We start from the raw sequence: 18,753 nt of genomic DNA, 5'->3' as shown, positions 1-18,753 counted from the left end.
GAGTGTCCCTGATCGCTTCTGACCACTTCCGCATCGTTGTCGGCCTCGGCAAGAGCGGCATGTCCCTGGTTCGCTTCCTGGCGAACCGGGGCGTGTCGTTTGCCGTCGCCGATACGCGGGAAAATCCCCCTGAGCTGGCCACGCTGCGTCGTGACTATCCGCAGGTGGATGTGCGTTGTGGCGAGCTGGACGTTGAATTCCTGTGCCGCGCCGACGAGCTCTACGTGAGCCCCGGCCTGGCCCTGGCGACCCCGGCCTTGCAGGCTGCCGCCGCCCGTGGCGTGAAATTGTCCGGCGATATCGAGCTGTTCGCGCGCAACGCCAAGGCGCCGATTATTGCCATCAGCGGTTCCAATGCGAAAAGCACCGTCACCACGCTGGTCGGTGAAATGGCTGCGGCGGCCGGCAAGCGCGTCGCCGTGGGCGGCAACCTCGGCACCCCGGCGCTGGATCTGCTCAGCGACGAGGTCGAGCTGTACGTCATGGAACTGTCGAGCTTCCAGCTCGAGACCACCGATCACCTTGGCGCTGAAGTGGCCACCGTGCTGAACATCAGCGAAGACCATATGGACCGCTACAGCGGCCTGCCGGCCTATCACCTGGCCAAGCACCGGATTTTCCGTGGCGCCCGGCAAGTGGTGTTCAACCGCCAGGACGCCTTGACCCGTCCACTGATGAGCGAAGGGCTGCCGTGCTGGACTTTCGGCCTCGGCGCTCCGGATTTCAAAGGCTTCGGTTTGCGCGAAGAGAATGGCGAGAAGTACCTGGCCTTCGAATTCCAGAACCTGATGCCGGTGCGCGAACTGAAGGTTCGCGGCGCCCATAACCAGGCCAATGCCTTGGCCGCGCTGGCCCTCGGGCATGCCGTCGGGCTGCCGTTCGACGCCATGCTCTCGGCCCTGCGTAGCTTTGCCGGGCTCGAACACCGCTGCCAGTGGGTGCGCGACCTCGATGGCGTGGCCTGGTACAACGATTCCAAGGCCACCAACGTTGGCGCCGCCCTGGCTGCCATCGAAGGCCTCGGCGCGGACATCCAGGGCAAGCTCGTGCTGATCGCCGGTGGCGACGGCAAGGGTGCCGATTTTAAAGACCTGCGCGATCCGGTGGCGGCCAACTGTCGTGCCGTGGTGCTGATGGGCCGCGATCGCGAACTGATCGCCCAGGCCCTCGGCGATGCCGTGCCACAGGTTCGCGTCGCCTCGCTGGACGAGGCGGTGCAGCAATGCCGTGCCCTCGCGCAACCGGGCGATGCCGTGCTGTTGTCGCCGGCCTGCGCCAGTTTCGACATGTTCAAGAACTACGAAGAGCGCGGGCAACTGTTCGCCCGGGCTGCGGAGGACTTGGCATGAGCCTGATGAACATCATCAAGCCGTACCCGTCGCCGCTGATTACCGGTCGCGGTATCGACCTGGACTTCCCGATGCTCGCCGGCTGCCTGACGCTGCTCGGCCTGGGCCTGGTGATGATCACCTCCGCCTCGTCGGAAGTGGCCGCGGTGCAATCGGGCAACACCCTCTACCACATGATCCGCCACCTGATTTACCTGGTGATCGGCCTGGGCGCGTGCATTGTCACCATGATGGTGCCGATCGCCACCTGGCAACGCCTGGGCTGGCTGATGCTGCTCGGTGCCTTCGGCCTGTTGGTGATGGTGCTGGTGCCGGGTATCGGCCGCGAGGTCAATGGCTCCATGCGTTGGATCGGCTTCAGTTTCTTCAACGTCCAGCCCTCGGAAATCGCCAAGGTCTTTGTGGTGATCTACCTTGCCGGGTATCTGGTGCGTCGCCAGAAAGAAGTGCGCGAGAGCTGGATGGGCTTCTTCAAGCCGTTCATCGTGCTGCTGCCGATGGCCGGCCTGCTGCTGATGGAGCCGGACTTCGGCGCGACGGTGGTGATGATGGGCGCGGCGGCGGCAATGCTGTTCCTCGGCGGTGTCGGGCTGTTCCGCTTCACCCTCATGGTAGCGCTGGCGTTCGCGGCAGTGACCGTCCTGGTGCAGGCCCAGCCGTACCGGATGGCGCGCCTGATCACCTTTACCGACCCGTGGGCCGACCAGTTCGGTTCCGGCTACCAGCTGACGCAGGCGCTGATTGCCTTCGGTCGCGGCGAGTGGCTGGGCGTGGGCTTGGGCAACAGTGTGCAAAAGCAGTTCTACCTGCCGGAAGCCCACACCGACTTCGTGTTCTCGGTTCTCGCCGAGGAGCTGGGGGTAGTGGGTTCCCTGTGCACCGTCGCGCTGTTCGTCTTCGTTTGTGTGCGCGGCATGTACATCGGCTTGTGGGCCGAGAAGGCCAAGCAGTTCTTCGCCGCCTACGTGGCGTACGGCCTGTCGTTCCTGTGGATCGGCCAGTTCCTGATCAACATCGGGGTGAACGTCGGTCTGCTGCCGACCAAGGGCCTGACATTGCCGTTCCTCAGTTATGGCGGCAGCTCCCTGGTGATCTGCTGTGCCTGCCTCGGCTTGTTGCTGCGCATCGAGTGGGAAAGTCGAACCCACCTGGGCAGCGAAGAAATGGAGTTCCAGGAAAGCGACTTCGCCGAGGAGCCGACTCATGGGCGCTAACGTGCTGATCATGGCGGGCGGAACCGGCGGGCATGTATTCCCGGCGCTGGCCTGTGCCCGGGAGTTCCAGGCGCGCGGCTACATCGTGCACTGGCTCGGCACGCCGCGTGGCATCGAGAATGAGCTGGTACCCGCCGCCGGCCTCGAGCTGCATCGGATCAACGCCAGTGGTCTGCGGGGCAAAGGCAAGCTGTCGCTGCTCAAGGCACCGCTGATGCTGCTCAAGTCGATCTGGCAGGCGCGGGCGATCATCCGTCGGCTGCGGCCGGTGTGTGTCGTCGGCTTCGGCGGTTATGTGACCGGTCCTGGCGGCGTCGCGGCAAAACTGGCCGGTGTGCCGGTGATCGTTCACGAGCAGAACGCGGTCGCCGGTACCGCCAATCGGTTACTGGTGCCGTTGGCCGCCCGAGTGTGTGAAGCCTTCCCCGACACCTTTACCCTGTCGGGCAGCCGTCGCACCACTGGTAACCCGGTGCGCACCGAGCTGTTCCTCGATACACCGCGCCCGGCCCTGGCCGGACGCAAGGCGCGTTTGCTGATCCTGGGTGGAAGCCTGGGCGCGGAACCGTTGAACAAACTGCTGCCCGAAGCCTTATCCCAGGTCGCCCCCGAACTGCGCCCTGAAGTGTTTCACCAGGCTGGCAAAAACCACGATGAAGTGACCGCCGAGCGCTATCGCGCCGTTGGCGTCGAGGCGCAAGTGCAGCCTTTCATCAAAGACATGGCCCAAGCCTATGGCTGGGCCGACCTGGTGGTCTGCCGCGCAGGCGCGCTGACCGTCAGTGAACTGGCTGCCGCCGGTCTGCCCTCGATGCTGGTGCCTTTGCCCCACGCCATCGACGATCACCAGACCCGCAACGCCGATTATTTGGCCCGCGAAGGCGCTGCCTTCCTGATGCCACAAAGAACGACTGGCGCCGCGGATCTAGCCGCGCGCCTGACAGAGGTCTTGATGCAGCCGCAAACACTCGAAGACATGGCCCGCGCCGCGCGCCGCCTGGCCAAACCCGATGCCACCGCCCAAGTGGTCGATACCTGCCTGGAGGTGGCCCATGGTTGAGAATCGCAAAGCCATGCCGCAGCCGGAAATGCGCCGCATCCGCCGCATCCACTTCGTCGGGATCGGCGGCGTGGGCATGTGCGGGATCGCCGAGGTGTTGCTGAACCTGGGTTACCAGGTCTCGGGTTCCGACCTGAAGGCTTCGCCGGTCACCGAACGCCTGGAATCCTTCGGTGCACAGATTTTCATCGGCCACCGTGCCGAGAACGCCGCCAACGCCGATGTGCTGGTGGTTTCCAGCGCCGTGAACACTTCCAACCCGGAAGTCGCCACCGCCCTGGAACGTCGCATTCCCGTGGTGCCCCGCGCAGAGATGCTCGCCGAGCTGATGCGCTATCGCCACGGCATCGCCGTCGCCGGTACTCACGGCAAGACCACCACCACCAGCCTGATCGCCTCGGTGTTCGCTGCCGGTGGCCTGGACCCGACGTTCGTGATCGGAGGGCGCCTGAATGCCGCGGGCACCAACGCCCAACTGGGCACCAGCCGCTACCTGATCGCCGAAGCCGACGAGAGCGATGCAAGTTTCCTGCACCTGCAACCGCTGGTGGCCGTGGTAACCAACATCGACGCCGACCACATGGCGACCTACGACGGTGACTTCAACAAACTGAAGAAAACCTTCGTCGAGTTCCTCCACAACCTGCCGTTCTACGGTCTGGCGGTGGTGTGCCTGGACGATCCGGTGGTGCGCGAAATCCTGCCGCTGATCAAGCGTCCGACCGTGACCTACGGCTTTGGCGAAGACGCCGACGTGCGCGCGATCAACGTGCGCCAGCAGGGCATGCAGACGTTCTTCACCGTGCTGCGTCCTGATCGCGAGCCGTTGGACGTGTCGGTGAACATGCCGGGCAACCACAACGTGCTCAACTCGCTGGCGACCATCTGCATCGCCACCGACGAAGGCGTCAGCGATGAAGCCATCGTCCAGGGCCTGTCCGGATTCCAGGGCGTGGGTCGACGCTTCCAGGTCTATGGCGAGCTGCCGGTGGACGGCGGCAACGTGATGCTGGTGGACGACTACGGCCACCACCCGACCGAAGTCGCGGCGGTGATCAAGGCCGTGCGCGGTGGCTGGCCGGAGCGCCGGCTGGTGATGGTCTACCAGCCGCACCGCTACAGCCGCACTCGCGACCTGTACGACGATTTTGTCCAGGTGCTGGCCGACGCCAACGTGCTGCTGTTGATGGAAGTCTACCCGGCCGGCGAAGAGCCGATCCCGGGCGCCGACAGCCGTCAGCTGTGCCACAGCATCCGCCAGCGCGGCCAGTTGGACCCGATCTACATCGACCGCGGCGTGGACCTCGCGCCGCTGGTCAAGCCGTTGCTGCGCGCCGGCGACATCCTGCTCTGCCAGGGTGCCGGTGACATTGGTGGCCTGGCCCCGAAACTGTTGAAAAGTCCGTTATTCGCCGGAGCCACCGTGGCCTCCAGCGAGGGGAAACTGAAATGACTGCTGCCTACGCCAACCTGGTCTCGACCCTTGATCCGAAAGCCTTCGGCCGCGTGGCCGTGCTGTTCGGTGGCAAGAGCGCCGAGCGCGAGGTCTCTCTCAAGTCCGGCAATGCCGTGCTGCAAGCCCTGCAAAGCGCCGGCGTCGACGCATTCGGCATCGACGTGGGCGACAACTTCCTGCAGCGCCTGCTGAGCGAAAAGATCGACCGCGCCTTTATTATCCTTCATGGCCGCGGCGGCGAAGACGGCAGCATGCAGGGCCTGCTCGAATGCCTGGGCATTCCTTACACCGGCAGCGGCATCCTCGCGTCCGCCCTGGCGATGGACAAGTTGCGTACCAAGCAGGTCTGGCACAGCCTCGGCATCCCGACGCCGCGTCACGCCGTGCTGGCGTCCGAGGCCGATTGTATTTCGGCAGCGACGGAACTGGGCTTCCCTTTGATCGTCAAACCGGCCCATGAAGGTTCAAGTATCGGCATGGCGAAAGTGAATTCGCTGCCTGAGTTGACCGCAGCCTGGAAGGACGCCAGTTCCTACGATTCGCAAGTGTTGGTCGAGCAATGGATCACCGGTCCCGAGTTCACCATCGCCACCCTGCGTGACCAGGTGTTGCCCCCGATTGCGCTGGGCACGCCCCACACGTTCTACGACTACGACGCCAAGTACATCGCCAATGACACCCAGTACCGCATTCCCTGCGGGCTGGACGCTGCCAAGGAAAAACAATTGATGGACCTCACGGCCAAGGCCTGTGAGGCGCTGGGTATCGCCGGTTGGGCGCGGGCGGACGTGATGCAGGACGCCGAGGGGCAGTTCTGGTTCCTGGAAGTCAACACCGCGCCCGGCATGACCGATCACAGCCTGGTCCCGATGGCGGCTCGTGCTGCCGGCCTGGATTTCCAGCAACTGGTGCTGTCGATCCTGGCCGCCAGTGTCGGCAATCAAGAGTCCAGAGGTTAAGCCATGCAAGGCGCATCGCTTCGTCATCAGCCATCCGCACCCGGTCGCAAGCCGGTGCCGCGGGGTGCCAGCCGAATGGTGGCCAAAGAGCCGATGTCGGCGCGCTTGCCGAAAGCCAATTTCGGCTTTCTCAAGAGCCTGTTCTGGCCGGTGATGCTGGTGGTATTGGGGTTCGGCACGTATGAAGGCGCGCAGCGGCTGCTGCCTTATGCCGATCGGCCGATCGCCCGGATCAACGTCCAGGGTGACCTGAGCTACATCAGCCAGCAGGCGGTGCAGCAGCGGATCGCTCCGTTCGTCGCGTCGAGCTTCTTCACCATCGACCTGGCGGGCATGCGCACCGAGCTGGAGCAGATGCCCTGGATCGCCCACGCCGAAGTGCGGCGGGTATGGCCGGATCAGGTGTCGATTCGTCTGGAAGAGCAGCTGCCGGTGGCCCGTTGGGGCGACGAGTCGCTGTTGAACAACCAGGGCCAGGCGTTTACGCCACGGGAGCTGGCCAATTATGAACATTTGCCACAACTGTTCGGTCCACAGCGGGCTCAGCAGCAAGTGATGCAGCAATACCAGGTGTTGAGTCAGATGTTGCGGCCAATGGGCTTCTCTATCGCGCGCCTGGAATTGCGTGAGCGCGGCAGCTGGTTCCTGACCACTGGCGCGGGCAGCTCGGGGCCGGGCATCGAGCTGTTGCTTGGGCGCGGCAACCTGGTGGAAAAGATGCGCCGCTTCATTGCCATCTATGACAAGACGCTCAAAGAACAGATTACGAACATTGCGCGCATCGATCTGCGCTACGCCAACGGCCTTGCTGTTGGCTGGCGGGAACCTGTAGCGCCGACGACGGCCGAACCCGCCGTCGCGAAGAATTAAGAAGAGGCAGGACCCATGGCAAACGTGCAAAGCGGAAAAATGATCGTCGGTCTGGATATCGGCACTTCCAAGGTGGTAGCGCTGGTAGGCGAGGTCGCGGACGACGGCACGCTGGTCATCGTCGGGATCGGTACACACCCGTCCCGTGGCTTGAAGAAAGGCGTGGTGGTGAACATCGAGTCCACCGTGCAATCGATCCAGCGCGCCATCGAAGAAGCGCAGCTGATGGCCGGTTGCCGGATCCACTCGGCGTTCGTCGGCGTCGCGGGCAATCACATCCGCAGCCTGAACTCCCACGGCATCGTGGCGATTCGGGACCGCGAAGTCAGCTCCGCCGACCTTGAGCGCGTACTTGATGCGGCCCAGGCCGTGGCGATTCCGGCCGACCAGCGTGTGCTGCACACCCTGCCGCAGGATTACGTGATCGATAACCAGGAAGGCGTACGCGAGCCCCTGGGTATGTCCGGCGTACGCCTGGAAGCCAAGGTCCACGTGGTCACCTGCGCCGTGAACGCCGCGCAGAACATCGAGAAGTGCGTGCGTCGCTGCGGCCTGGAAATCGACGACATCATCCTCGAGCAACTGGCGTCGGCCTACTCGGTGCTGACCGACGACGAGAAAGAGCTCGGTGTGTGCCTGGTCGACATCGGCGGCGGCACCACTGACATCGCGATCTTCACCGAAGGCGCCATCCGCCATACGGCGGTGATCCCGATTGCCGGCGACCAGGTGACCAACGACATCGCCATGGCGCTGCGCACCCCGACCCAGTACGCCGAGGAAATCAAGATCCGTTACGCCTGCGCCCTGGCCAAGCTGGCCGGTGCCGGTGAAACCATCAAGGTGCCAAGTGTCGGCGACCGGCCGCCGCGCGAATTGTCGCGCCAGGCCCTGGCCGAAGTGGTCGAGCCGCGCTACGACGAACTGTTCACGCTGATCCAGGCCGAACTGCGCCGCAGCGGCCACGAAGACCTGATCCCGGCCGGCATCGTGCTGACCGGCGGTACGTCGAAGATGGAAGGCGCGGTCGAGCTGGCCGAAGAGATTTTCCACATGCCGGTTCGCCTGGGCGTGCCCCATGGCGTCAAGGGCCTGGATGACGTGGTGCGCAACCCGATCTATTCCACCGGCGTGGGCCTGTTGATGTACGGCCTGCAAAAGCAGTCCGACGGGATCTCGTTCTCGGGCATCGGCAGCCGTGACAGCTACAGCAGCGAAGAGCCCAAGGCACCGCTGTTCGAGCGGCTCCAGGCTTGGGTGAAGGGTAATTTTTAGCGACAAGTTTCAAGCTTCGAGCGGCAAGCTTGCAGCCTGAGGCTTGCAGCTTGTAGCTGAAGATGCAGTAGGCGAAAAAACTAGAGAATGAAAGGAGAGGGAAAATGTTCGAACTCGTAGACAACATCCCCGCCAGCCCGGTTATCAAGGTAATCGGTGTCGGCGGTGGCGGCGGCAACGCTGTCAACCACATGGTCAAGAGCAACATCGAAGGCGTTGAGTTCATCTGCGCCAACACCGATGCTCAGGCGCTGAAAAACATCGGCGCGCGGACCATCCTCCAACTCGGCACCGGCGTGACCAAGGGCCTGGGTGCCGGCGCGAATCCCGAGGTTGGCCGTCAGGCTGCCCTGGAAGATCGCGAGCGCATCGCTGAAGTCCTGGCTGGCACCAACATGGTGTTCATCACCACTGGCATGGGCGGCGGTACCGGTACTGGTGCAGCGCCGATCATTGCCGAAGTGGCCAAGGAAATGGGCATCCTCACCGTTGCGGTGGTGACCCGTCCGTTCCCGTTCGAAGGCCGCAAGCGCATGCAGATCGCCGATGAAGGCATCCGCGCGCTGAGCGAAAGCGTCGACTCGTTGATCACCATCCCCAACGAGAAGCTGCTGACCATCCTCGGTAAGGACGCCAGCCTGCTGTCGGCTTTTGCCAAGGCCGATGACGTACTGGCCGGTGCCGTTCGCGGTATCTCCGACATCATCAAGCGTCCTGGCATGATCAACGTCGACTTTGCCGACGTACGCACCGTGATGTCCGAAATGGGCATGGCGATGATGGGCACCGGCTGCGCCAGCGGTCCGAACCGTGCACGCGAAGCGACCGAAGCGGCCATCCGCAACCCGCTGCTCGAAGATGTGAACCTGCAGGGCGCCCGCGGCATCCTGGTGAACATCACCGCCGGTCCGGACTTGTCCCTGGGCGAGTACTCCGACGTGGGTAGCATCATCGAGGCGTTCGCTTCCGACCACGCGATGGTCAAGGTCGGCACCGTGATCGATCCGGACATGCGTGACGAACTGCACGTGACTGTGGTTGCCACTGGCCTGGGCGCGAAAATCGAGAAACCGATGAAGGTGATCGACAACACCGTGCAGACCGCCATGGCTTCGCAGCCACAGCAGCAAGCTGCCGCTCGTCAGGAAGCTCCTGCGGTGAACTACCGTGACCTGGACCGTCCGACCGTCATGCGCAACCAGGCCCAGGCCGGTGCTGCGACTGCCGCGAAGATGAATCCGCAAGACGATCTGGATTACCTGGACATTCCGGCATTCCTGCGTCGTCAGGCCGATTGATGGAATGTATCAGGGGTATACGGGTGATTGGTGTTCAGCAAAGGTCTGGTCTGCTATCATCGCCAGCCTTTGTTGATACCAGTTCGCAATTTGCGCTGAAGCGGCCCATGCCATGATTAAACAACGCACCCTGAAGAATATTATCCGTGCCACAGGTGTCGGCCTGCACTCCGGCGAGAAGGTCTATCTGACCCTCAAGCCCGCGCCTGTCGACACCGGCATTGTGTTTTGTCGTGCCGACCTCGACCCTGTGGTGCAGATTCCTGCTCGCGCGGAAAACGTTGGTGAAACCACTATGTCGACCACGCTGGTCAACGGTGACACCAAAGTGGACACGGTGGAGCATTTGCTCTCGGCCATGGCTGGCCTGGGCATCGATAACGCCTACGTCGAGCTCTCCGCGTCCGAAGTCCCGATCATGGATGGCAGCGCCGGACCTTTCGTATTCCTGATTCAATCGGCTGGCCTGGAAGAGCAGGACGCGGCCAAGAAGTTCATCCGCATCCTGCGGGAAGTGACAGTGGAAGACGGCGACAAGCGCGCCACTTTCGTCCCTTTCGAAGGTTTCAAGGTGAGCTTCGAGATCGACTTCGATCACCCGGTTTTCCGTGACCGCACCCAGAGTGCAAGCGTGGATTTTTCCAGCACTTCGTTCGTAAAAGAAGTCAGCCGCGCCCGTACCTTTGGTTTCATGAGTGACATCGAGTACCTGCGCAAGCACAACCTCGCACTCGGCGGCAGTGTTGAAAACGCGATCGTGGTCGATTCCGATGGCGTGTTGAACGAAGACGGTCTTCGCTACGAAGACGAATTCGTCAAGCACAAGATCCTCGACGCAATTGGCGACCTCTACCTGCTGGGCAACAGCCTGATCGGTGAGTTCAAGGGCTTCAAGTCCGGCCACGCGCTGAACAACCAGCTGCTGCGCAAGTTGATTGAGCAGAAAGACGCTTGGGAAGTCGTGACGTTCGAAGACGCCAGCACCGCACCAATCTCTTACATGCGCCCTGTAGCGGCCGTGTAAGCAAAAAACCTCTCTAGTTTTTTAAGGGCTGCCTTCGGGTGGCCTTTTTTTATGGCTGGTTGTTGGGGGCAAGAGCTTCTGTGGCTGCCTTACATCGCGCAAACCACCCGATTACGCCCACTGGCCTTGGCCTGATAAAGCGCCTTGTCAGCGGCGAGCAACAATTGATCGAGTTCGTCATAAGGCCCTTGAGCCCAGGTGGCGATGCCGATGCTCACGGTCATGGTCAATTCACCGGGCAGCTGTTCCACGGCTTGGCGAATGTTCTGTGCCATGGTGAACGCTCCTGCAGTCGTCGTCTCCGGTAGCACCACCGAGAACTCCTCTCCGCCGTAGCGCGCCGCCAGGTCGGCTGGTCGGCGGACATGCTCGCCGATCAGTTGCGCCAGGGATCGTAACGCCTCGTCACCGCGTTGGTGGCCCAAGCGGTCGTTGAGTGCCTTGAAGTGGTCGGCATCAATCATCAGGATCGACAACGGTTGGCCTGAGCGTTGGGCGCGCAGCCATTCCACCTGCAGCGTTTGGTCCAGGGTCCGACGGTTGGCCAGGCCTGTCAGCGGATCGACGGATGCCAGCAGGGCCAGTTCCCGTTCAGCGCTGTGCCGGCGCCTCAATTCCCGGCGCAGCAGCCAAGTGAGCCAGAGTAGGCTGATGCACAGCGCGCCTGTGGCGCTACTGACCAGCAGCGCGGTGCGTTGCCACGAAGCAAAAACCTCTTCGGAAGACAGCGCGACCACGACGATCAGCGGCAGATTACCGACTTGAGAAAAGGTATAAAGCCGCTGCTTCTGATCGACGCTGGACACGCTGGTAAAACTACCATCGCCTTCGCGCAGGATCCGTACGAAGTTCGGCCTGCCGCTGAAATCCTTGCCTATCATGTCCTCGGCCAAAGGCGGCTCCTGAGCCAGAAGAATGCCGTCGCGACTGACCAGGTTGACCGTCCCACCATGGCCGATGTTCAGGCTCTTGAACAGCTGACCGAAATAGCTCAGGCGCATTGCGGCCTCGGCCACGCCGATGAACTCGCCGCGGTCGTCATTCAACCGATAACTGAAACTGATGCGCCAATCGTGTGGGATGCTCCTGGCCCGGAACGGGCGGCTGATCTTCATGCCCGGGCCTGGATCCCGCAGATGGGTCTGGAAATATTCCCGATCGGCGTAATTGCCCTTGCGTGGCTCGATCGAAGCGGAATCCGCAAGCACTTCGCCGCGCTTGTCGAGCAGCAAGATGTCGCCTTTATAAGGTGCGGCGGTGGCGCGGTCGAACAGGGCAAGGTGGCGGATCGTCGGCGATACGTCCCGCAGATCCTGACGTTTTGCTGCGGCAATCAGGCCTTGCAGCGAAAGATCGTAGAGTTCGACGTTGCGCAGTACGTCGGCATCGATCAACTGCACGATATTGCTCGCTGCGCGTGTCGCTTCCTGCTGGGCGCTGGCGTGTTCACGGATCAGCAGGAACGTCACGATACCTACGATGGCGATGACAACCAGCGAGCTGGCCAAAACGAGTACCCGTTCCGAACGTATCGAAAGCGGGATGTTGCCGGGTGTTGCACTGCTCGCACTCATGATTCCGATCTGCATTGTCATGTGGCTGGGATCCTTCCCATAGGCTGCTCATCTTTAACAGCGGATGACTGGCATCAGACAATGCTGGCCTTTTGCAAGATTGTGCTTGTGACACTGCAATTGAGCAATCCACATCGTGGCTTATTTCAGGCGGGCAAACGGATTCCAAAGGTGTTTGCGCCCCGGTCGCTGCGCACGAACACATCGCCGCCGTGCATAAGCGCAATCGCCTTGACGATGGCCAGGCCCAAGCCATGATTGGCGCCGCTGTTGCTGCGCGAGGCATCGACGCGGTAGAAGCGCTCGAACAGGCGCGGCAGGTGTTCGCCGGCGATAGGCTCGCCGGGATTGGTGACGCCCAGGATGACCTGGTCGCCGCTGACTTCGATGTGCACGTCGATCACCTGGCCGGGCGCGGTGTGCTGGACGGCGTTGCTCAGCAGATTGATCAAGGCCCGGCGCAGGTGGGCGATCTCGATACTGGCCTGGGCATCGCCGCTGACACGAACCTGGACCTGGGCGTCTTCCAGAATGAAGTCCAGGTAATCAAGGGTGGTGGCCACTTCATCGGCCAGGGACGTCGTGGTCAGTCTGGTGGCCTTGCTGCCCTGGTCGGCGCTCGCCAGGAACAGCATGTCGTTGATGATCGAGCGCAGTCGCTCCAGCTCCTCGAGGTTCGATTGCAGTACTTCGAAGTAATGCTCTGCCGAGCGCCCGCGAGTCAATGCCACCTGGGTCTGGCCGATCAGGTTGGTCAGCGGCGAGCGCAGTTCATGGGCAACGTCGGCGTTGAATGATTCCAGCCTTGAATACGCCTGCTCGACGCGGTCCAGGGTTGCGTTGAAGGAACTGACGAACTGGTTGAGTTCTGGTGGCAGCGGTGACAGTTGCAGGCGCCCGGTAAGCCGGGGCGGGGCCAGGCGCCGGGCTTCGTCCGACAGCTTGATGAGTGGCTTGAGACCAATGCGCGCCACCCAGTAGCCCAGCAACGAGGCCAGCAGCACGCCGACGATCGCCAGGCTCACCAGCGCGACCAGCAAGCGATGCTGAGTCTGGTAGAAGGTCTCGGTGTCGATGCCGATCATGAACCGTAGCGGCGGTCGCTGGTCCTTGGCCGGGAACTGGCTCACCAGCACTTTCATCGGGTAATGCTGCGTCGCCAGCTTCAGGTCACGCTTGCCCAATGGACCTGCGGCGAAGGCCCGAATCTGTGCATCAGGGTTACCGTATTCAAAGCGCGGGTCATCGCTGACGATCCAGAAGTGGATGCGTTTATCCTCCTCGCCGAGCAAGCGCAGCTTGTTGTTGATCTTGACCCAGTGCTCCGGCGTGCCATAGCGGCCGACGGTGGACTCCAGCACGCTGTAGCGGGCATCAAGCTCCGCCTCTGGCAACAGGCCGAGACCTTTTTCGACCTGCTGGTACAGGCCGCCGCCAATCAGCAGGAACACCAGCGCCGCCACCAGCGTGAACATGCCGCTCAGGCGCAGGGCGATGCTGTTACTCACCGCGATTCTCCAACACATAACCCATCCCTCGGATGGTGTGCAGCAGTTTGTGTTCAAAGGGACCATCGAGCTTGGCCCGCAGCCGTTTGATCGCCACTTCGACGACGTTGGCGTCGCTGTCGAAATTGATGTCCCAGACCATTTCGGCAATCGCGGTTTTCGAAAGGATCTCGCCTTGGCGGCGAGCCAGCACGCTGAGCAGTGAAAACTCCTTGGCGGTCAGGTCCAGGCGTTGCCCGGCGCGACTGGCCTTGCGGCTGATCAGGTCGATCCACAGGTCGGCGATGCTCACCTGCACCGGTTCATGGCCGCTGCTGCGGCGAGTCAGCGCCTGCAGGCGGGCCACCAGCTCAAGGAAGGAAAACGGTTTGCCGAGATAATCGTCGGCACCATCGCGAAGGCCCTTGATGCGATCTTCGACCCGTTCGCGGGCGGTGAGCATGATGACCGGCGTCTGCTTGCGGGCGCGCAGGGCTCGCAGCACGCCAAAGCCATCGAGGCCCGGCAGCATGACGTCGAGCACGATCACCGCGTAATCGCTCTCCAGGGCCAGGTGCAGCCCTTCGACGCCATCCCCTGCCACATCCACGATGTAACCCTGTTCGGTCAGGCCGCGGTGCAGGTAGTCGGCGGTTTTTTCTTCGTCTTCGATGATCAGAACGCGCATGGCCCGGCCTCAGTCTGCATTTGCCAGCGTCGCCGTCGGCGCAGAACCGGGTCGAGGCGCGGGCCGATGGAACAATCGCTCCAGCCACAAGTATATGACCGGCGTGGTGAACAGCGTCAGTGCCTGGCTCACCAGCAGGCCACCGACCACCGCGATGCCCAAGGGTTGGCGCAACTCGGCGCCGGGGCCGTAGCCGAGCATCAGCGGCAGGGCGCCGAGCAGGGCGGCCAGGGTCGTCATCATGATCGGACGGAACCTCGTCAGGCAGGCCTGGAAGATCGCCTCCTGCGGCGCCATCCCGCCGTTGCGCTGGGCATCGAGGGCGAAGTCGATCATCAGGATGCCGTTCTTCTTGACGATGCCGATCAGCAGCACCAGGCCGATCAGCGCCATGATCGAGAAATCCTGGCCCAACAGCCAGAGCATGATCAACGCGCCGAGGCCGGCCGAGGGCAACGTGGAAATGATCGTCAACGGATGGACGAAACTCTCGTAGAGCACGCCGAGGATGATGTACACCGCCACCAGCGCGGCGAGGATCAGCCACGGCTGGCTTTTCAGCGAACTCTGGAACGCCTGGGCCGCGCCCTGGAAGCTGCCGGTGATGGCGGCGGGCATGCCGATCTCGTTCTTGGCCTGGTCGAGCAGGCGCACCGCATCCCCCAGCGCCACGCCCGGCGCGAGGTTGAACGACAGGTTGGCGGCCGGGAACATGCCGTCGTGGGCAATCGACAGCGGGCCGTTGGTCGGTGCGTCGAAGCGGGCGAGGGCCGAGAGCGGGACCATTTCTCCGCTCAGCGGCGAGCGCAGATAGAAATACGCCAGGCTTTCGGCCTTGCCGCGTTGCTGGGTGTCGAGCTCCAGGATGACGTTGTACTGGTTGGTCTCGGTCTGGAATTCATTGATCTGCCGCTGGCCGAAAGCGTCGTAGAGCGCCTGGTCGACATCGCTGGCGGTAAGGCCGAAACGCGCCGCCGCGCTGCGGTCGATGTTGATGTGGGTAATGCTGCCGCCCAGTTGCAAGTCGTTGGAAATGTCGCGAAATGCCGGAATGCTGCGCAGCTTGTCGGTGAGTTTCTGCGTCCAGGCGTTGAGGGTCGGCCCGTCGTTGCTCTTGAGCACGTATTGATACTGGGCGCGGCTCGGGCCGGAGCTGAGGTTGATGTCCTGCCCGGCCCGCAGGTACAGCACGACGCCGGGAATCTTCAGCAACTTGGGACGGATCCGGTCGATGAAGCCGCTGGCCGATACATCGCGTTCGCCCCGAGGCTTGAGGGCGATCCAGAAGCGGCCGTTGGCGATGGTCTGGTTGTTGCCCGAGACGCCGACGGAATGCGAGAAGGTCTGCACCGCCGGGTCGGCGGCGACGATCTCGGCCAGGGCCTTGTGCTTGGCCACCATGTCCGGGAACGAGATGTCGGCGGCCGCTTCGCTGGTGCCCAGCACCAGGCCGGTGTCCTGGACCGGGAAGAAGCCCTTGGGGATGAACACGTAGCCCACCACCGCGAGGGCCAGGGTCAGGCCGAACACGCCGATCATCAGTTTCTGGTGGGCCAGGGCCCGGCGCAGGCCGCGTTCGTACCAGCCGAGCAGGCGCTCGCCGAAACCCGGCCTGCCCTGCGCGTGATGCTTCGGGGCGCGCATGAACAAGGCGGCCAGGGTCGGCGCCAGGGTCAGGGACACCACGACGGAAATCAGGATGGTCGAGGTGGCGGTCAGGGCAAATTCCTTGAACAGCCGCCCGACCACGCCGCCCATGAACAGCAGCGGAATGAACGCCGCCACCAGCGAGAAGCTGATGGACACCACCGTGAAGCCGATTTCCCCGGCGCCCTTGATCGCCGCCTCGCGCATGCCGTCGCCGGCTTCCAGGTGTCGATGGATGTTCTCGACCACCACGATGGCGTCGTCCACCACGAACCCCACCGAGATGACGATCGCCACCAGGGTCAGGTTGTTGAGGCTGAAACCCATCACATACATCAGGGCGAAACTGGCGGTCAGCGACACCCCGAGCACGGCCGAGACAATCAGCGTCGCCGAGAGCTGGCGCAGGAACAGCGCCATCACCGCCACCACCAGCAGCACCGCGATCAGCAGGGTGATTTCCACTTCATGCAGCGAAGCGCGAATGGTCTGGGTGCGATCGATCATCACCTTGACCTGGATCGCCGCGGGCAGCATGGCTTCCAGGGTCGGCAGCGCCGCCTGGATGCGGTCGACCGTCTCGACGATGTTCGCCCCCGGCTGGCGGAAGATCACCAGGTTGACGCCGGGCTGATCATCGGACCAGGCCTGCACGTAGGCGTTTTCCGAACCGTTGACGACTTTGGCGATGTCCTTGAGATGGACCGGTGCGCCGTCCCGGTAGGCAACGATCAGCTCGCCGTATTCCTCCGGCTTGAACAGCTGGTCGTTGGTGGACAAGGTGGAAATACTCGACTCGCCATAGAGCGCGCCCTTGGCCAGGTTGAGGCTGGCCTGCTGCAGGGACTGGCGAATATCGGCGAGGGTCAGGCCGATGGCAGCAAGCCGGTCGGCCGAGGCCTGGACCCGGATCGCCGGTCGCTGCTGGCCGGTGATATAGATCTGTCCGACGCCGTCGATCTGGCTGATCTGGCGGGCGAGCAGCGTCTCGACGTAATCACTCAGTTCGGTGCCAGGCATCAGGTCGGAGCTGATGCTGAGAATCAGCACCGGGCTGTCGGCCGGGTTGACCTTGCGCCAGGTCGGCAGGTTCGGCATGTCATTGGGCAGCTTGCCGGCGGCGGTGTTGATCGCCGCCTGCACTTCCTGGGCGGCGGTGTCGATGCTCTTGTCGAGACTGAATTGCAGGGTCAGGTTGGTCGAGCCCAACGCGCTGCTTGAGGTCATCTGGGTAATGCCGGGGATGGCGCTGAACTGCACTTCCAGCGGCGTCGCCACGGACGAAGCCATGGTCTCGGGACTGGCGCCGGGCAACTGGGCGTTGACCTGGATGGTCGGGAATTCCGCCTCGGGCAGAGGCGCGACGGGCAAGCGGGGAAAAGCGATCAACCCCAGCAACACCAGGGCGAACGTCAGCAGCACCGTGGCGATGGGGTGATCGATGCACCACGCCGATATCGAGCCGCGGCCCTTCATGGCTGCGCCTGCCCGGTCTTGGCGACGGCGGGGGGATCGCTGAGCACCTGTACACTGGCGCCGGGCTTGAGCCGTGACTGGCCGTCGCTCACCAGTTGGTCACCAGCGTTCACGCCTTTGATGATGTGCCTGTCGCTGTCCTGGTAAACCATTTGCACCGGCACGCTTTCGACCTTGTCGCCCTTGACCCGGTAGACGAAATGTTGCTCCAGCCCGCGTTGGACCACGGTGGGTGGCACCACCAGTGCGCCCTTGTCGATGGCGGTCTGGATTTTCAGCGTCACCAGTTGGCCCGGCCACAACCGTTGCGCGGCATTGTTGAATTCGGCCTTGGCCCGCAGGGTTCCGGTGTTGGTGTTGATCTGGTTGTCGATGAGACTGAGGCGCCCCTCGCCGAGCAATTCTCCGGTGGCGCCGTCAGCCCCGATGTAGGCCTTGACCAAGGCCTGGTCAGGGGCAGCGATCAATCGCTGCAACGTGGGCAGCATTTGCTGCGGCAAGGAAAACTCCACGGCGATCGGGTCGATCTGGGTCACCGTGAACAGGCCTTCGGTGTCGCTGGTGCGCAAGAAGTTGCCTTCATCCACGTTGCGAATGCCGACGCGACCGCTCACCGGCGAGCGGATCTGCGTGTAGGACAGCTGCACCTGGGCCGAATCGATGGCCGCCTGGTTGCCCTGGGCGGTGGCCTTGAGCTGGTTGACCAGCGCCTGTTGCTGGTCGTAGGTCTGTTTCGATACGCCGTCATCGACGCTCAACAGCTTATAGCGCTTGAGATTGACCTGGGCCACGGCCAGTTGTGCCTGGCTCTCGCCAAGCTGGGCGCGGGCCTGGTCGAGGCTGGCGCGGATCGAGCGATCATCGATGGTCGCCAGCAGGTCTCCCTTCTTGACCAGTTGCCCTTCCTTGACCAACAGCCTGGTGAGGATGCCGTCGATCTGCGGACGGATCACCACGCTGTGCAGCGACAATACCGTGCCGATGCCACTGGCGAAGCGCGGCACATCCTGCTCGACAACGCTTATCACCTTCACTGGCACGGCGGTGGAAGCACCGGGTTTGCTGGCGACGGGCTTCATGATGAACCAGAGGGCGAGGGCGGCCAGGGCGATCAGTAACGCGACGAGCAGGACGGTTTTTTTCTGGATAGGCATGAACGTGAAACGCCGGTTCGGGACGGAGGAATTCCTGGCTTTCTTATATAGCGTTGTGAGCCCGTCAGGAAGGTGACGGCTAGCTGTCGGGGCTGTCAGTTTTGTCTTGGTTTCCCGTCAGACGGAACGTGCACCGCGATTTTGCGCAGGTATACTGCTGCGTTTCGCGGCTCACTTATCGAGCCCGGCATACTGAACTGTGGGGGGGGGGGGGGGGGGGGG

14 protein-coding genes are annotated in these 18,753 nt (G+C 63.0%); 9 read left to right on the top strand and 5 right to left on the bottom strand.

What is annotated here, in order from left to right; genetic code table 11:
• The first annotated feature begins 2 nt into the window (after positions 1–2).
• The 9 genes from murD (at position 3) to lpxC (ending at position 10,505) form a co-directional block, all read left to right on the top strand.
• The gene (murD, locus tag ACE04F_RS19085) at positions 3–1,349 is read left to right on the top strand and encodes a UDP-N-acetylmuramoyl-L-alanine--D-glutamate ligase (protein ID WP_486109105.1); all 1,347 of its coding nucleotides are present in this window, start codon (positions 3–5) and stop codon (positions 1,347–1,349) included.
• The gene (ftsW, locus tag ACE04F_RS19080) at positions 1,346–2,563 is read left to right on the top strand and encodes a putative lipid II flippase FtsW (protein WP_486109103.1); all 1,218 of its coding nucleotides are present in this window, start codon (positions 1,346–1,348) and stop codon (positions 2,561–2,563) included. The genes murD and ftsW overlap by 4 nt, the downstream gene beginning before the upstream one ends.
• On the top strand, positions 2,553–3,623 hold the full coding sequence (gene murG, locus ACE04F_RS19075; RefSeq protein WP_486109101.1) for an undecaprenyldiphospho-muramoylpentapeptide beta-N-acetylglucosaminyltransferase: 1,071 nt from the start codon (positions 2,553–2,555) through the stop codon (positions 3,621–3,623). Before ftsW ends, murG begins: the two co-directional genes overlap by 11 nt.
• Positions 3,616–5,076 carry a UDP-N-acetylmuramate--L-alanine ligase gene (gene murC, locus ACE04F_RS19070; protein ID WP_305496639.1) on the top strand — a complete coding sequence of 487 codons (1,461 nt, stop codon included), beginning with the start codon at positions 3,616–3,618 and terminating at the stop codon, positions 5,074–5,076. The genes murG and murC overlap by 8 nt, the downstream gene beginning before the upstream one ends.
• Positions 5,073–6,038, top strand: coding sequence for a D-alanine--D-alanine ligase (locus ACE04F_RS19065; protein WP_486109099.1), 966 nt, complete (start codon positions 5,073–5,075; stop codon positions 6,036–6,038). Before murC ends, ACE04F_RS19065 begins: the two co-directional genes overlap by 4 nt.
• Before the next feature lie 3 nt (positions 6,039–6,041).
• Complete coding sequence (locus ACE04F_RS19060) at positions 6,042–6,908, top strand: cell division protein FtsQ/DivIB (RefSeq protein WP_305496636.1); 867 nt, start codon at positions 6,042–6,044, stop codon at positions 6,906–6,908.
• Positions 6,909–6,923: 15 nt separating this feature from the next.
• Positions 6,924–8,183 (top strand): cell division protein FtsA, encoded by a 1,260-nt coding sequence (gene ftsA, locus ACE04F_RS19055; RefSeq protein WP_486109097.1) that lies wholly within the window; start codon positions 6,924–6,926, stop codon positions 8,181–8,183.
• 104 nt (positions 8,184–8,287) lie between these two features.
• A complete protein-coding gene (gene ftsZ / locus ACE04F_RS19050) occupies positions 8,288–9,481 on the top strand; it encodes a cell division protein FtsZ (protein WP_305496634.1) in 1,194 nt (397 codons plus the stop codon).
• A 112-nt stretch (positions 9,482–9,593) separates the two neighbouring features.
• Positions 9,594–10,505 (top strand): UDP-3-O-acyl-N-acetylglucosamine deacetylase, encoded by a 912-nt coding sequence (lpxC, locus tag ACE04F_RS19045; RefSeq protein ID WP_030139673.1) that lies wholly within the window; start codon positions 9,594–9,596, stop codon positions 10,503–10,505.
• An 89-nt stretch (positions 10,506–10,594) separates the two neighbouring features.
• Here lpxC and ACE04F_RS19040 read toward each other — a convergent pair whose 3' ends face one another.
• The 5 genes from ACE04F_RS19040 to ACE04F_RS19020 form a co-directional block, all read right to left on the bottom strand.
• A complete protein-coding gene (locus tag ACE04F_RS19040; RefSeq protein ID WP_486109123.1) occupies positions 10,595–12,079 on the bottom strand; it encodes a diguanylate cyclase in 1,485 nt (494 codons plus the stop codon).
• A 146-nt stretch (positions 12,080–12,225) separates the two neighbouring features.
• Positions 12,226–13,605, bottom strand: a complete 1,380-nt coding sequence (locus ACE04F_RS19035) for a heavy metal sensor histidine kinase (RefSeq protein WP_486109094.1) — start codon at positions 13,603–13,605, stop codon at positions 12,226–12,228.
• On the bottom strand, positions 13,580–14,254 hold the full coding sequence (locus ACE04F_RS19030; RefSeq protein WP_305496630.1) for a heavy metal response regulator transcription factor: 675 nt from the start codon (positions 14,252–14,254) through the stop codon (positions 13,580–13,582). Before ACE04F_RS19030 ends, ACE04F_RS19035 begins: the two co-directional genes overlap by 26 nt.
• 9 nt (positions 14,255–14,263) lie before the next feature.
• Positions 14,264–17,377: a multidrug efflux RND transporter permease subunit gene (locus ACE04F_RS19025; RefSeq protein WP_486109092.1), complete on the bottom strand. Its 3,114-nt coding sequence runs from the start codon at positions 17,375–17,377 to the stop codon at positions 14,264–14,266.
• Positions 17,374–18,531: an efflux RND transporter periplasmic adaptor subunit gene (locus ACE04F_RS19020; RefSeq protein WP_486109090.1), complete on the bottom strand. Its 1,158-nt coding sequence runs from the start codon at positions 18,529–18,531 to the stop codon at positions 17,374–17,376. Before ACE04F_RS19020 ends, ACE04F_RS19025 begins: the two co-directional genes overlap by 4 nt.
• Positions 18,532–18,753 lie beyond the last annotated feature (222 nt).

The organism is Pseudomonas sp. AGC41, assembly GCF_057334555.1.
This window is presented reverse-complemented; position numbering and strand designations above follow the sequence as displayed.

Excerpts from the sequence above, each read along its gene's own strand:
- ACE04F_RS19040 (WP_486109123.1), bottom strand. The coding sequence starts at position 12,079 with ATGAGTGCGAGCAGTGCAACACCCGGCAACATCCCGCTTTCGATACGT.
- ACE04F_RS19035 (WP_486109094.1), bottom strand. The coding sequence starts at position 13,605 with ATGTGTTGGAGAATCGCGGTGAGTAACAGCATCGCCCTGCGCCTGAGC.
- ACE04F_RS19030 (WP_305496630.1), bottom strand. The coding sequence starts at position 14,254 with ATGCGCGTTCTGATCATCGAAGACGAAGAAAAAACCGCCGACTACCTG.
- murC (WP_305496639.1), top strand. The coding sequence starts at position 3,616 with ATGGTTGAGAATCGCAAAGCCATGCCGCAGCCGGAAATGCGCCGCATC.
- ACE04F_RS19060 (WP_305496636.1), top strand. The coding sequence starts at position 6,042 with ATGCAAGGCGCATCGCTTCGTCATCAGCCATCCGCACCCGGTCGCAAG.
- ftsW (WP_486109103.1), top strand. The coding sequence starts at position 1,346 with ATGAGCCTGATGAACATCATCAAGCCGTACCCGTCGCCGCTGATTACC.
- ftsA (WP_486109097.1), top strand. The coding sequence starts at position 6,924 with ATGGCAAACGTGCAAAGCGGAAAAATGATCGTCGGTCTGGATATCGGC.
- ACE04F_RS19020 (WP_486109090.1), bottom strand. The coding sequence starts at position 18,531 with ATGCCTATCCAGAAAAAAACCGTCCTGCTCGTCGCGTTACTGATCGCC.
- murG (WP_486109101.1), top strand. The coding sequence starts at position 2,553 with ATGGGCGCTAACGTGCTGATCATGGCGGGCGGAACCGGCGGGCATGTA.
- ftsZ (WP_305496634.1), top strand. The coding sequence starts at position 8,288 with ATGTTCGAACTCGTAGACAACATCCCCGCCAGCCCGGTTATCAAGGTA.
- ACE04F_RS19025 (WP_486109092.1), bottom strand. The coding sequence starts at position 17,377 with ATGAAGGGCCGCGGCTCGATATCGGCGTGGTGCATCGATCACCCCATC.
- lpxC (WP_030139673.1), top strand. The coding sequence starts at position 9,594 with ATGATTAAACAACGCACCCTGAAGAATATTATCCGTGCCACAGGTGTC.
- ACE04F_RS19065 (WP_486109099.1), top strand. The coding sequence starts at position 5,073 with ATGACTGCTGCCTACGCCAACCTGGTCTCGACCCTTGATCCGAAAGCC.